14 protein-coding genes and 1 tRNA gene are annotated in these 13,635 nt (G+C 60.5%); 2 read left to right on the top strand and 13 right to left on the bottom strand.

Going from position 1 to position 13,635, the window contains the following annotated elements; all coding sequences use genetic code 11:
• Window positions 1-63: 63 nt before the first annotated feature.
• Window positions 64-813 carry an SDR family oxidoreductase gene (locus ACYVDM_RS07945; protein ID WP_415792014.1) on the bottom strand — a complete coding sequence of 250 codons (750 nt, stop codon included), beginning with the start codon at window positions 811-813 and terminating at the stop codon, window positions 64-66.
• A 98-nt stretch (window positions 814-911) separates the two neighbouring features.
• Here ACYVDM_RS07945 and ACYVDM_RS07950 point away from each other — a divergent pair, with 98 nt between their 5' ends.
• Window positions 912-1,832, top strand: a complete 921-nt coding sequence (locus ACYVDM_RS07950) for an AraC family transcriptional regulator (RefSeq protein WP_415792015.1) — start codon at window positions 912-914, stop codon at window positions 1,830-1,832.
• Complete coding sequence (locus tag ACYVDM_RS07955) at window positions 1,829-2,662, top strand: 4'-phosphopantetheinyl transferase family protein (RefSeq protein ID WP_415792016.1); 834 nt, start codon at window positions 1,829-1,831, stop codon at window positions 2,660-2,662. The genes ACYVDM_RS07950 and ACYVDM_RS07955 overlap by 4 nt, the downstream gene beginning before the upstream one ends.
• Here the strand turns inward: ACYVDM_RS07955 and ACYVDM_RS07960 are convergent.
• The 12 genes from ACYVDM_RS07960 to ACYVDM_RS08015 all read right to left on the bottom strand — a co-directional run bounded on the left by ACYVDM_RS07960 (window position 2,659) and on the right by ACYVDM_RS08015 (window position 13,628).
• On the bottom strand, window positions 2,659-3,360 hold the full coding sequence (locus ACYVDM_RS07960) for an NAD(P)-dependent oxidoreductase (RefSeq protein WP_415792017.1): 702 nt from the start codon (window positions 3,358-3,360) through the stop codon (window positions 2,659-2,661). The genes ACYVDM_RS07955 and ACYVDM_RS07960 overlap by 4 nt on opposite strands.
• A 48-nt stretch (window positions 3,361-3,408) precedes the next feature.
• The gene (locus ACYVDM_RS07965; RefSeq protein ID WP_415792018.1) at window positions 3,409-5,466 is read right to left on the bottom strand and encodes an SAM-dependent methyltransferase; all 2,058 of its coding nucleotides are present in this window, start codon (window positions 5,464-5,466) and stop codon (window positions 3,409-3,411) included.
• Between the two features lie 161 nt (window positions 5,467-5,627).
• Complete coding sequence (locus ACYVDM_RS07970; protein WP_415792019.1) at window positions 5,628-6,680, bottom strand: acyltransferase domain-containing protein; 1,053 nt, start codon at window positions 6,678-6,680, stop codon at window positions 5,628-5,630.
• Between the two features lie 57 nt (window positions 6,681-6,737).
• Window positions 6,738-7,031: a hypothetical protein gene (locus ACYVDM_RS07975; RefSeq protein WP_415792020.1), complete on the bottom strand. Its 294-nt coding sequence runs from the start codon at window positions 7,029-7,031 to the stop codon at window positions 6,738-6,740.
• 66 nt (window positions 7,032-7,097) lie between these two features.
• Window positions 7,098-8,231, bottom strand: coding sequence for an ACP S-malonyltransferase (fabD, locus tag ACYVDM_RS07980; protein WP_415792021.1), 1,134 nt, complete (start codon window positions 8,229-8,231; stop codon window positions 7,098-7,100).
• Between the two features lie 39 nt (window positions 8,232-8,270).
• Window positions 8,271-9,521 (bottom strand): beta-ketoacyl synthase N-terminal-like domain-containing protein, encoded by a 1,251-nt coding sequence (locus ACYVDM_RS07985; protein ID WP_415792022.1) that lies wholly within the window; start codon window positions 9,519-9,521, stop codon window positions 8,271-8,273.
• Window positions 9,508-9,747, bottom strand: coding sequence for an acyl carrier protein (locus ACYVDM_RS07990; protein WP_415792023.1), 240 nt, complete (start codon window positions 9,745-9,747; stop codon window positions 9,508-9,510). Before ACYVDM_RS07990 ends, ACYVDM_RS07985 begins: the two co-directional genes overlap by 14 nt.
• Window positions 9,748-9,811: 64 nt before the next feature.
• Entirely contained in the window at window positions 9,812-10,561 is a 750-nt protein-coding gene (locus ACYVDM_RS07995; protein WP_415792024.1) for a polyketide synthase, read from the bottom strand.
• 136 nt (window positions 10,562-10,697) lie between these two features.
• Entirely contained in the window at window positions 10,698-11,483 is a 786-nt protein-coding gene (locus tag ACYVDM_RS08000; RefSeq protein WP_415792025.1) for an enoyl-CoA hydratase/isomerase, read from the bottom strand.
• A complete protein-coding gene (locus ACYVDM_RS08005) occupies window positions 11,471-12,727 on the bottom strand; it encodes a hydroxymethylglutaryl-CoA synthase family protein (protein WP_415792027.1) in 1,257 nt (418 codons plus the stop codon). Before ACYVDM_RS08005 ends, ACYVDM_RS08000 begins: the two co-directional genes overlap by 13 nt.
• A 95-nt stretch (window positions 12,728-12,822) precedes the next feature.
• Window positions 12,823-13,515 carry an MBL fold metallo-hydrolase gene (locus tag ACYVDM_RS08010; protein WP_415792028.1) on the bottom strand — a complete coding sequence of 231 codons (693 nt, stop codon included), beginning with the start codon at window positions 13,513-13,515 and terminating at the stop codon, window positions 12,823-12,825.
• 39 nt (window positions 13,516-13,554) lie between these two features.
• Window positions 13,555-13,628 (bottom strand) — tRNA-Cys (locus ACYVDM_RS08015).
• Window positions 13,629-13,635: the final 7 nt, after the last annotated feature.

Here is a 13,635-nt window from a genome sequence, read left to right on the forward strand (position 1 = left end):
TGCGCGTTTTGCTCGGTGAAATGGACGCCGGCCGGCAAACTCCAGGCAACGTGCGGCGCGAGGTCAGCGTGTTTCGGCGGCCCACTGCACGGCATCGGCACCGGCGGGGATGCGCATCGGTGCCGACGGATCCGTCGCTGCATACCACACCGCCTCGGCCACGTCCTTCGATCGCGTTCCCTGGCCTACGGAGGCTTGCATGCGGGCGATGGTCTGCTGCATGAACTCGCCATAGATCTCGTCATCCATGCCGCGCAGGTGTGTCCGCGCCGTGTCACGAAAGCGGGTCTCGCTCGAGGATCCGGGCAACACGATATGCACGCGTACCCCGAACTGCTCAACCTCGATCGCCAGCGATTCGCTGAATGCATTGACCGCGGCCTTGGCTGCGCGATAGATACCGACCAATGGCAACGGCTTCAGCGTGGTGCTCGAGGTCACGTTCACGATGACGCCGGACTTGTGCTCACGCATTTGCGGCAACACCGCCTGCGTGACCGCGATCGTGCCGAAGGTGTTGGTCTCGAAGAGCGCGCGCGAGGTCTCCATACTCGTCAGCTCTAACGGAGCGGGCGCGCCGAAGCCCGCGTTGTTGACAAGCACGTCTATGGGACCTGCGGCCTCGATGGCATTGTGAATGCTCGATACATCGGTGACATCGAGCTGCAGCACGCGCAATCGACTGGAGGGCGGCAGCACGTCCTCGCTCGGCGTGCGCATCGTGGCAATCACTTGCCAACCTTGCTTGAGGAAGTGGCGCGCGGTCTCCAGTCCGAAGCCGGAAGAGCAGCCAGTAATCATGACAGTTTTCATAAGATTTTTTCGTGTAGGTTGGGAGGCCTTGACGATAGCTCGCCGAATCCATACTCACTACAATCCAGAATCCATATCTCATTTGCGAGAGTCCGACCATGATTGATCCGCTCGCCGAGGTGGTCACATTACTGCAGCCGACCGCCCGGTTCTCGAAACAGGTCGTCGGCGCGGGTCCGTGGCAGATCCGCCGCTCCGATGCCGGACAGCCCTTCTATTGCGTCGTCCTCGAGGGCGGCTGCCGCCTCACGCTCGACAGACACGAGACGATCGTGCTGCAGACTGGCGACTTCGTTCTTATCCCGGCGGCACTCGGCATCGCCATGTCCAGTCTTGAACCGCCGACGGGCACAGCGGACGCCATGCCGGTTGCGCTGGGCCAGGGGCTGTTCCGGATCGGTGCCCAGGAGGGCCCGACGGACCTGCGCATCCTGGCGGGCCACTGTAGCTTCGGCTCGCCGGACGTAGCCCTGCTGGTTTCACTACTGCCGCAACTGGTTCACGTCCGCGGCGAGCAACGGCTGGCGACGCTCGTGCAGTTGGTGGGCGATGAGTCACGCGAGCAGCGACCTGCGCGCGAGGTCGTGCTCGCCCGTTTGTTGGAGGTACTCCTCATCGAGGCGCTGCGATCGACGGCTGGGACGACGGCGTCGCCGGGCCTGGTGCGCGGGCTCGCTGACGTGCGCCTGGCGGCTTCGATCCGCGCGATGCACGAGCAGCCGACGCGAGCATGGACGGTCGTGGAATTGGCCAAGCAAGCCGCGCTCTCGCGCTCATCGTTCTTCGAGCGCTTCAACCGCGCGGTGGGCCTGGCGCCGATGGCGTATCTGCTCGGTTGGCGCATGGCGCTCGCAAAGGACTTGCTTCGCCGCAACGAGGGCGGTATCGCCGAAATCGCCGAGCGGGTCGGCTACGGCTCCGCGAGCACGTTCAGCGTCGCCTTCACGCGCTACGTCGGACAGCCGCCGACGCAGTACGCGCGAGACCAGGCTATCGCGGCGCGGACTGCCATCGTATGATCACCGTGAACGTAAAAGGAAGCGTCAATGCCTCGCGGGAAGCCGTCGTGTCGACGAACGTGAACGCCGCCAATGCCATCGATCTATGGCTGGCGTACTACCAGGATTGGGATGGAGACGGCACCCAGGGCAGGCTACAGGCCTTATTGAGCGACGACGAGAAGCGGCAGCGCGAGCGGTTTTATTTTGCTGATGATCGGCTGCGCTACGGGGTTACGCGTGCCATGGTACGCACGGTGCTGGCACGCTACGCACCGGTGGCGCCCGCCGATTGGCGGTTTGTCGCCAATGCCTACGGACGTCCGGCGATCGCACCGCAGCACGGCGCGGCATGCGAACTGAATTTCAATGTCTCGCACACGCGCGGCCTGATCGCGCTGGGGATCACCCGACTGGGGATGTTGGGTGTTGACGTCGAATCGCTGCATCGTGCAGCGGCGCCGGGGTTGGCCGAAAGAATGTTTTCTGCGCGGGAAAGCGCCGATCTACGGCGCACACCGCTCCAGGAACGCGATTTTAGATTCTATGAATACTGGACGTTCAAGGAGTCGTACATCAAGGCCCGTGGGATGGGTTTGTCGCTACCGCTGGACAAATTCAGCTTCAGCTTTCCCGACGCGGGTGCGGTGAAGCTGGACATCGACGCCGAGTTGGCCGACGTGCCCGACCGCTGGCGTCTGTGGCAGTTTCAACCGACGGCGGACTACCTGCTTGCCATCTGTGCCGAAAGCCAGGGCGATCGTCCCCAGAGCGTCAGCTTACGCAAGCTGACGCCGCTTGACGATGATGAGGAATTGACGCTGGCACCGCGAAGACGCACCGGGCCTTAGCCTGCAGCGGCAGGCTCGCGCAGGTGCGCCAGCGCCGACGGCGTCTGGCAGCCCACGATGGCGGGCGCCTGCTGGATGAGTTCGTCGTTCTCGAGCGCAGCTACCATGAATCGCGCGTAGTCCACGCGACGCGTGACGTTGCTGGCCAGTATCGGATCGCCGACGTGATGGCTCCACACCGGCAACCCCTGGCTCTCGCCTTCTTCGAGGTCGCTGCCACGCACGACCGTCCAACGGCGGTGACTGGCGAACACCCGTCTGCAAGCCTCGACTTGGTCGTTGACGTCGCCTACACGCAGCACCCGTCCGATCCAGCCGCCCACGACAACCTGAAACCGGAGCAAGCGGGAGTAAACATCCTTGCCGTCGCGGCTGATGTGCCAACCGCAGGAAAACACCAGCCGGGCATCCGGCTCGGCGTAGTCGAGTACGGCCTGGGCTGTGCCCGTGGAGTATTGCTGGACACCCCAGGGAACCAGCACCACCAACACGCCATCGCAGCCGGCGACCGCCTCGCGTATGACGTCCCGGTTATCCGTTGCGCCCGGAACCACACGGATACGGCCTTCGAAGGCTGCCAGCTTGGGCACGCTGCGCTCACGGCACACGGCGACGACCTCGTCGCCGCGTTCCAGGCACTGGCGCACCATATATTGGCCGAGTTTGCCCGATGCGCCGACGATACAGATTTTCTTCATACTCCGTTCCCCGATGATCGCCACAAGCCGGATAGCGGGACCTGCGGCCTAGGTATTGAAAAAGAGGGAAGCAAAGCGCTGGGCGATGCCGGGTTCGACGCCGTGGGCCGCCGGATCAACCGCAATACGCAGGGCGATTTCCGCCACTTTGGCATACTCGTCGGGATTCTGCACGCAGTGCTGTAGCAAGGCTTGGGTTTGCTGCTCCAGTTCGGTGTTGGCCGCTAACCAGCGCGGATCCCACCTGGGCAGCAGGGAAAAGTCGTCTTTGGCCAGAGACTCCGCCTCCCAGCGAAACGACAAACGGCTGCCATTGTGCGAGGCCCGCAAGGGCAGTTCGCCTGCGGTTTCGATGCTTAGCTCCGGCAGCACCTGCAGACCTTGCTTCCAGTGCGAACCGCCGGCAGCGTGCGGATCATTGGGCAGCCAATTGGCCTCGTCCAGCCCCAGGTCGAACCAGAAAAGCACCGCGCCGACGGTACCCGAAGCGATCGCCGGCAGGCGAATGACTTTGTCTTCGGGCTGTGGACCCGCCGTGGCGAAGTCGAACTCGAATACGTCGAAAGGCTCGCTCAGCGGACGATAATCCAGCCGGGTCGCATCCACATTGATGAAGCCGGTGTGCGCACGATAAGGGTTGAGCAGATTGACGTCCAGATCCCAAAGACGGTCCAGCCGATATTCGATCAGCATCGCGCGGATACGTGCTTTGGCGGGCACAAATCGTGCAGACTCTGTCAGCAGATGTTCGCGTGCGTGGCCCAGATAGTGCAGCACGCCTTCGCCAATAAGACTGCAATCGAACAACTCCAGTACCACCAGGTCGGCCGGCCGCGGCAAATCCTCCGGAATCGTCATGTTTCGGCAGTCCTTGCCGATCAGGGCAACGCGATCGGCATAGCCGTTGACGGTGATGACGTCCCTACCCGCCTGCACGATGCCGACATTCGATTCGCAACCCACGATCTGCCGAGCCCCCGCTTCGGCCGCCAACATAGGCAACATGCCGCAACCCGCGCCAATATCCAGCACCAGCGAGTCCGTCGCTCCGTCGAGCGCGCGCGAGATCGCAGCGCGATACGCCTGCGTGCGTGGCGCATCGCCCAGCGTGGACACGTACCAGCCGGGCAAACTCTGTGAACGAGGCGAGCTTGCCGAATCGCCCAGTTGAAAATGGAAGCGGGTTTCGGTCATCTGTGTGCGCAAGACCCGCTCGTCGCCGTCCGTCACCGAGATCGCATCGATGTGCTGAACCGCCGGCTTGAGCCAACGCAGGGGGCTGCCCGGCTCGTTGCCGATACAGTGACCGCCCAGATCCAACTCGAACCAGAATACGATCGCATCCACCTCACCCGTCTTCACGATAGGCAAGCGGGTGTCCCAGATGGCCGGTTGGAAATCCGAAAAATCCAGCGAACCGACTTCGATCGGCTCGCTCATGGGCGTCCAGGCCGTCGTTTCTACATCGAACGGTTGTGGATAAGGGCTCCATCGCAGCACGTTGAGGGCTTCCAATTGGTAGCCGGTGGCGTCGTAGTTCCAGGCAATGGGCATCGCGAACACGCGCGCGCTGGCCGGCAGCACGCGCCTGATGCTGCGCCCCTCGCCCTGATGGCGCCTTACCGCCTGGACGATGCCGGTACCCAGCAGCGTATGGTCGATCTGCGAAAACACCAAGCAGTCGGCTTCGAGAACCGTCTGCGGTTCGCCGCTGACAATGTCAACGCAGGCTGCAAAGGACTCGAATGATGCGCGCTGCTCTTGCTCCGTCCACGAGGCAACGGCCTCTCCAAACCGGGCACGCCACTGCTTCATGAAATGCTTTTGCACGATGCCAGTGGTGATGCGCGCCTCCAGCGGGTAAGGGTCCGCGCACACCACATGCGCTGCCCCATGATGCAGCGCTCGCAGCGCGAAAACACCCAATTCGCTGCCATGCAGCACAACCCTGCGGTCCGTCAAATCGGCAAGCGCGGCATCCCACGCCGCCAGCCAGTGGGGATCTTCGAGTCGAACGATGGCATTGCGCGCCGCGACTTGATTGCCGTAGCGCCACAGGTGTTTTCTGATGCCATCCAGGCGCATGCCCTGTAACGCCTGAGGCATGGCAGGGTCGCGCAGCCAACGGCCGTCAAACACAACTGGCGGTGGCGAGCTCGGCGCTATGCCTCGATCGCTTCCAGACCCGCGGCTTTGCTGCCTTTCTTGAGGATATTGCTGGACGTCGTTTCCGAATGCGTGTCCATCATCTTGACCCATAAACTGATTCAACCTTGCTGTGGGATTGGCCGTACGGCTCGCGCGACGCTGCCGCGACCCATTGTCGGCATCGCGCCATCGGCCTTTCGGAAACTATCGTGGACACCATCGCTCGTCGCGCCAACCTCATTGAGCAACGCGACGAAATTGCGATGTTCCTTGCCAAAAAGCGTCAGAATCGCATGCATGCTGGAACGTGAGTCTTTCGCAAGGCTGTACTTGATGAAGGCGGCCAGCGTACCCGACGGACCCACGTCGATGTAGCGGTGCGGACCCTGGCGTTCCAGGAGGGCGACGGTATCGTTAAACCGGATGGGATGGCGCACCACTTGCCAGAAATACTCGTCTGGTAACGCGTCCAAGATGGCTGCCTGCCGGCAGCAAACGATAGGAATGGCCGCCGGCCTCACCGGCACGCCACGCATAAATGCACAAAAGCCGGCCTCGGCCTTGTCTATCCAGCGCGAGTGAAATGCATACGAAACCGCCAGGCGCTGAAAGGTCAGGTCGCGACGCTTTAACTCTGCTTCGATAGTATCCAGTTCATCGAACTCGGCGGACACGACAAAGTGGGAGTGGAAGTTGATGCCGGCCAGTTCACTACGATCGCGTAGAAAAGCTTCTTGTTCGTAGAGATCAGGGGCTGCAAGCACGGCAATCATGCCACCAGGCGAACAGTCACGTTCAAAGCCCGCAGCCTGTTCCAGCACTGCCGCCATGGCTTCCTCGACGGTCAGGCTGCCGCCTACCGCCGCCGCGGTGAACGAGCCCAGACTGGCACCCAGAACAAGATCCGGCTCTATGCCTTCGTGCACCAGGCATTGCGCCAGTGCATATTCCACCATGAATATGGCGGGATGAGTCAGCCGCGTGCGGGCGAAAACGTTCGACTTGGGTGACCCGTAGATCGCCTCGTTGACACGGGTCCCGTTGATAGCCCATGCCATGTCGTCCAGGCGCCGCATCCAGTCGCGGAACACTGCGTGTTGTTCGAACAGGTCCTTGCCCATCTGGAAATACTGGGACCCTTGACCCGAAAACATGAACACGGTCTTAGGCATGCACGACTCCTGATTGAATGCCACAAGGCCTGTCGCCGCCCTACGCCAGGGCGTTGCTTAACGCTGGTCGGTGACGACGTCCAGGCCAAGAGAACGAAAATATTGATGCCAGAAACAGGTGGCGTCCCTGGCATCCTCGGCCGTGCGCACGGATTCGATTTCGAAAATGCTGAGTTTGGTATCGCCGCGCGCTGCCTCGGCAATCGCGCGGGGGGCGCTACCCGAGACGCAGGTCAAATCGGCATGGATTTGTTCGCTCATGTCCTGCAGCGATTTTCTCATCCAACCGATATATCGAACGTCCGATGCGCCAAAGCCCACGCCAAATATGTAGTAGTCAGCGGCCGTCATACAACCTCCGTTGCAGGAAATACACCAACAGTCAAAATCCTGCCCCCATTCGCGATGGATTGATCGCTACACCGGGGACAGTTCGTCAAGATCAAAGTATCCGTTGAACCCTTTCATATACACCGCCGCGCGGTGTCCGAACAGCACGACGGCTTCGGTCCGGGTTTCCAGAGGACCGTCGTCCGTCAACGTTGATTTAGCTCTGGTGCCCACTGGATATTGTTTGTTCCATGCGGCTACCTTCGCGGCCGCACTGTGGCTCACGCCCGGCTCCACGGCCGCGGGCTCCGCCTGGACGTCAGCGGTGTCTCGCGCAGCGATCTGGCGCAACGCTTCTTCCGAGGTCTGCGCCTTGATGGTGTAGACCAGCTTGGTCAATACATCGCCTGGGCCAACCTCTTCAAAATTTGCGGTCTGGCCCTGCGTCAAGGTCAGGGCCATCAGATACTGCACGCTTTCGAACCAACGCACCGTGCTGACGAGGTGGTCGGCCAACCGTGCCTGGATGGCGTCGGCGGTATGCGGGAGGGCGGTTACGTTGGCGATGACGGGAACACGCGGTTCGGAAAACGTGTACAGCTTCAGGTGATCGCGAAATTGCGTCATCGCTTCGGTCATGAATACCGAATGAAAAGCGCCGCTGGTAGCCAGCGGGTAATACCGCATCTTGCCTTCCTGAAAGAGCTTTTCTGCCTTGCCGATTTCTTCGCGCGCGCCGGACAGCACGATTTGCGACGGCGTGTTGTAGTTGGCCAGGAAAACATTGTTCAAGCCGTTGTCGCGCAACCGGCTCTCGATTTCCTCCTTGCTGGCGTTCAATACCGCAGCCATTGCGCCATCGGTGGCGCGGCTCATCAGCTCGCCACGCTTTTGCACCAGGCGCAGCCCGGTTTCAAAATCGATGCAACCGGCGACGGTAAGCGCATTGAACTCGCCCAGGCTGTGGCCCAGCAGGTAGTCGGGGGGCACCATGCCCTCATCCAGCTTGGCGGCATACGACAAGGCGTTCACCACATACAACGCGGGTTGAGTGAACTGGGTGCGGCTCAGTTCGTCTCGTTTGTCTTCCAGGCACAACGCCTTGATCGAGTAGCCGAGGATGGCATCGGCCATATCGGTCAGATCCTGATAGCGATCGAACAAATCCAGGCCCATGCCCTTGTACTGCGAGCCCTGTCCTGGAAACATGGTGATATTCATGGCTGCCTTCCTGCAATACTCGTCAAAGATAAATGGCGTTCAAGCGCAACGCTGCACACAAACCGCCGTGTTGGTACCGCCAAAACCCATGCTCAGGTTCAGCGCGTTCTGCACTGAGTGGGATACCGCACGCGGGCCTACCCAGTTCATGCTGGAACTGATCGGCTGATCGAGGTTTCTGGCCGGATGTAACTGGCCTTCGCGCATCTGCAGCAGGACAGCAATCAGTTCGGCCGTTCCCGCAGCGCTCAGGCCATGCCCGGTCAGCGATTTCGTCGTATTCAGATAAGCGTGTTCCAGACCGCATTCGCGCAAGGCTCCCACCTCGGTTTTATCGCCCAGGTTGGAACCGGTGCCGTGCGGGTTCACATAATCGATGTCGTGCGGCGACAACCCCGCGTGCTGCAATGCCGACTGGATGACCGCGACTTCGCCCGGACCCGAAGGATCCGGATTCCGATGGGCGTCCATGATCATCGCCCATCCGGCCAGGCGCGCATAAGGAGTGCGCTGGTGTTGCCGCGCCGAAGCCTGCGATTCGATCACGACCGCGCCGCACAATTCGCCAAAAACAAAACCATCGCTGCTTTGGTCGAACGGCCGGCACGCCAATGCCGGTGCATCGGCGTATCGATCAGAACCCATTGCGCCCAGCGAACGCAGACCCTGGCATTCCCAGTACGACAAATCCATCAGCCCGCCGATAGCAATGCAAACGTCGACCCGCCCGGACGCGACGGCCTGCGCCGCCTCGATCACGGCAACCTGTCCGCTGGCCGAGGCGCCGCCGATCGTGAAGGCCGGGCCGCGAATTCCAAACACTTGCGTACAAACGCCACACAAATCGCTGTCCATGAAGGACATGCCATAGGTGGGACGCAAGAATTGCTCGCGCCCGCGGTAGGCGTCGTGCATGTTGACCAACTCACGCTGCTGCAGATTGGAGCCACCAACCACCAGGCCTACGCGCTCGGGCGCGTATCGATCCAGCGCTGCGTCTTCCCATGCTTCGTTCAGGCACGCCAGGGCCGCGCGGCCCGAAAGAGACAACGTTCTTGCCATGCTGTGCGGCACGGATGGCGGCAGTACGGGATCGTCCATTTCTGCGCCGATAAACCGCGTCGGCGCGACATCCACGGTGCCCGCGACCAACGGACGCTGGCGTCCTGGCCGGCGCATGACGTCGAAACGGTGCCGTCCTTCGAGCAGTGCGGCAGCAAACGCCGTCCGGCCCTGACCGATGGCGGACTGAATGCCTACGCCGGTGATCGCAAGCTCAGCCCTTGGCATACATGATTTCGGCAAGATTGCCGATACTGTCGGCGCGTGCCATTTCCACTAGCGGCACATTCAGCGCCAACGTCTCCAGGGTCATCATGATGATATCGGCGCGATCCACCGAATTCGCACCCAAGGCCTTCAGCGAATCCCCTGACTGAAACGGGTGATCAGTCAGATTGGGCAACACGTCGCGAGTATGGCGAACGATGACATCGAAAATGTCTTGCTGGGTCATGGTAATGATTTCCTTCAACTTATCGGAATAACGAAAAAGAGGTCAGGCTCGCTTCGGTTTCGAATCACTTGCCGAAGACCGCCTCGATGCGGCTCTTGACTTCGGGTTGATGAAACGTGAGTTCGTGCATGGCGATTTCCTGCTCGATGAAACCCGGCAGCTTGGCACGCAAAGGCGCCGTCAAATGATTCTTCAATGTCACCAGCGAAACCCTTGGCTTCTCGGCCAGACTGCGCGCCGCGTCGAGCGCGTACTCCAACACCTGCTCGCGCGACACAATCGGCAGTTGCACGCCCCGCTTGAGGAAGTCTTCACCCCGATAAGTAGCCGCAGTCAGCATCATTTCGTGCGCCAGGACCGAGCCCAGCTTCTCCGGCAGGATGAAGGTCGAACCCATACCGGGGGTAAAGCCATATTTCATGAAATTCGCGGTATAGACGGCCTCGCGGGCAAGCACGGTAACGTCGGCGAACATACCCATAACGAAGCCGCCGCCTATGCCATGCCCCTGCATGGCGGCTACCACCGGTATCGGGCAGTTCAGCGCCAGGCTGTACAAATCCCTATCGGTAAACTGGATTTTCCCCGCGTAGAGGTCGCGCAGTCCTTCCTGCGTTCCACCGCTCGAAAAATACCCGTCATAACCGGTCAAGACGACGACCCGGCAGTCCTCGCGCTGACTGACTTCAGCGAAGGCCCCCGTCAGCCCGGCAATGAACTCCACCGTGAACCCGTTACGGTTGGCGCGGTCCTGCATTCTGATTTGCACGATCCCGTCCTGAAGATCGCTCACTTCGATAATCTGGTCTGACATGGATGGCACTTAGTGAGTCGCACGCCCCGTGCCTCTGACCGGAATGGCACCTAGTCGGGCGGCATTGCGTGACTTGGCAACATGCCTTGTCTATTGCTCGGACCTGACCCCGTTTGTGGAACCAGCCATAGTTGTGTCAATCGGCTTCCCACGGCAGCTTTCCCGTCTTCACGTAACGCGCCACTTTGCTCAGGTTGTCGGGGTCGGAAAATACTTCAAGATTCGCCGCCAGCGCCGGTCCACGGGCAGTGGCCAGCCCGTCATCCAGCTCGCGCACGTAGCGCTTGTAGCGTGCGATGCCCGCCTTGCCAAGCAGACGCAGCCGCAATAGCCGCTTGCGCAACAGATTCTCGCTGTTGGCTTCGCAGGCATCGACCAGGCCCCACGATTGCGCCAACGCAGCGCTGATCGGCTGCGTCATCAGGGTCAGATAGTTGGCCTTGGCCTGCCCTACCCGCCGCACCAGGAACGGCAGTACACAAGCCGGCATCAGGCCGAACAAAAGCTCTGACAAACTGTATGCCGCCTTGTCGTCGCTCAGCACGATATCGCAGGCGGAAACAAAGCCAACGCCGCCCGCATTGGCGCGGCCGCGCACATGGGCGACGGAAATGTAAGGACCATGTGCAAGCTTATGCCACACATCGTAGAGCGGCCCAGGATTTTGTTCGCGAGCGCCGGCCAGTCCATCGACACGTTCGCGGATTTCCTGAAAATCCGCACCGGAACAAAACACGTCCGGCAAGCCTTCAAGCACCACCACTTTGATCGCCGGCTCGCACGCCGCCAGCACCCTACCCAGTTCCTCGACCATGCGGTCGTTGATGGCATTACCGGCGTCCGGACGATGCAACTGGATAAAACAGATGTCTTCTTCCTGCCTGACGCGCAGCGTATCGAAAGCCTGGCTCAGGATATCCATTCGTATTCCCGATGAAACTCTTTGATCTGCTTAAGAAACAAGGTCGGCAGGCCCATGACGCTGCGCGCGTCCGCAACAAAGGTCGTGTCTGGCACTAGATTGCGGGTACCGAACCGGAGCGCTCGATTGTTGAGCAACTCGTCGTACTCGCTCATCGAGAGCTCGCGGCGCTTGTCCAGGCACTGTCCGATGCGTTGCTCGCGAAGGCGTTGTTGTCCATCCTGGGTGGCAACGCCACTGAAGAATTCCGAGCAGCATCCCGATCCGTAGGAGAACACGCCGATGCGTTGCGGCGTCTCGAAGTCTCCGTTGTCGATGGTGCTGGCCAGCGACATCGCGGCCGTCGCGCCCATTATGTTGCCCACGCGCTGGCAGTGCGTCAGACCCGGCGTCACCCGGCGTTGGAAATCGTCCTCGATCGCCGCCGGCGCCGCCTTGAGCAACTTGCGCATCATGTTGCGGTGAGCGCCTTTTACCATACCGCCAAAAGGCGTATGGTAAGCAAGATAGGTAAAGGTGGAACCGAAATTCGCGCCATCCACGCGGCTCTGGTATTCCAGATAGGCGTTTTCGCAGCAACCCAGATAGGCCAGCAGCGAGAGATCGGTATCGCCGGCGTCCGCGTCGGCGGAGGGGCGGCAGGTATCCATCACCTCGTAACCGTAGTACCCATTGGCGCCGACATCGATCTGGAACACGTGGGGCTGATCGCTGATCAGCATAGCCACAGCGCCCGAGCCACTACTGGGTTCCGCGAAGGACCAGTCGGCCGACAGCGCATCGCCGCCTTCCTCGACCATGAAGCGGGAGATATCGGTGGCGATGACAAGGACCTTGGCTCCCGGCGAGACCTGAGCCAGCACGAAGTTAATGGCCATTTGCAGCCCGGCCACACCGGAATAGCAGGCATTCTTCAACTCAAACAGCCGACAGTTGCGATTCAGGCCCAAAAGATCATGGCAATACGTGCTCATCGACTTACCGAAGTCGAACGCCGACTCCGTGCAGGTGATCACCATTTCAATGCGGTCCTTTTCCTCCGGACTCAGCGCATCCACGATAGGCTTGGCCGCGTTGACCGCGAACGTGATGGGATCCTCGTATGGCATGGTGAGGCTCTTCTCTTTCATCAGAAGATTCTCGAATCGGCTCATATCCAGTCCACGATGCGCAGCGAGCTTTTTGACATCGACAAACGTCGTACCGGCAAAGACATTCATCGCTTCGATTCCAACCATGCTCACGTAGGCTCTCCTGAGACGCAGACGACGCTCGCTGCACGCATTGGCGTGGCAGCGGCAAGAAGTTGATCAAACAATAAGAAGAAAGGCCGGCTGACTCAGCGAAAGGCCAGCAGGTTTTCCCGTTTCTGTCCTTTGCGCAGTCGAAACGCCGCAAAAGCGTACTTATCGGGAAAATTAAGATAAATGTTGTAGCCGAGCAGGTCGCCAAAATTCTGGCCCGGCGACCGCATATAGGTATGGCCGGGAAACACATGGGTGTCCGGCTTTATCACGGCCTTCAACAGCTCTAGACTATCGAACATGGCGTATGCGGACTCAAGATCCATGCAAATGCCGCAACCTTCGGCGAACAAGACGTCGCCGGAAAACAAATTATTGCCTATCAGGAAGCAAACGCAGCCCGGCGTGTGTCCTGGCGTCAAGATCGGCTGGATCGACAGGCCGCCGACATGGAATGCCGTATCGTCCAACGCGATCAGATGCCGCGACGAGAACCCCGAACTCTGGATTTCCCGCTGCGACATCCAGATCGGGCAGTTATAGAAGTCGGCCATGGGTTTGGCCAAGTTGATGTGATCGTGATGCGAGTGCGTAATCAGGATCCCGCTGAGTGTCGCCTGGGCATGCTCCAGCTCTACCTGGATCTTGTCCATTTCCCACGCCGGATCAACCACCACGGCTTGATGGCTCACTGGATCCACGATCAGGTAGTTGTTGTTCACAAAGGCCTGATGACGGACCTTGATCAAGAATACGTGAGGCGAGACCACTTCATTTCTGCCTACCATCCAGGCGCTGCCCACGGCGTCCCCTGCACACGGGTTTAATGGAGGCGCGGGCTGGACTCGAACCAACCTGGACGGATTTGCAATCCGCTGCATAACCACTTTGCTACCGCGCCTTTGAGG

Source organism: Bordetella tumulicola (assembly GCF_054779135.1).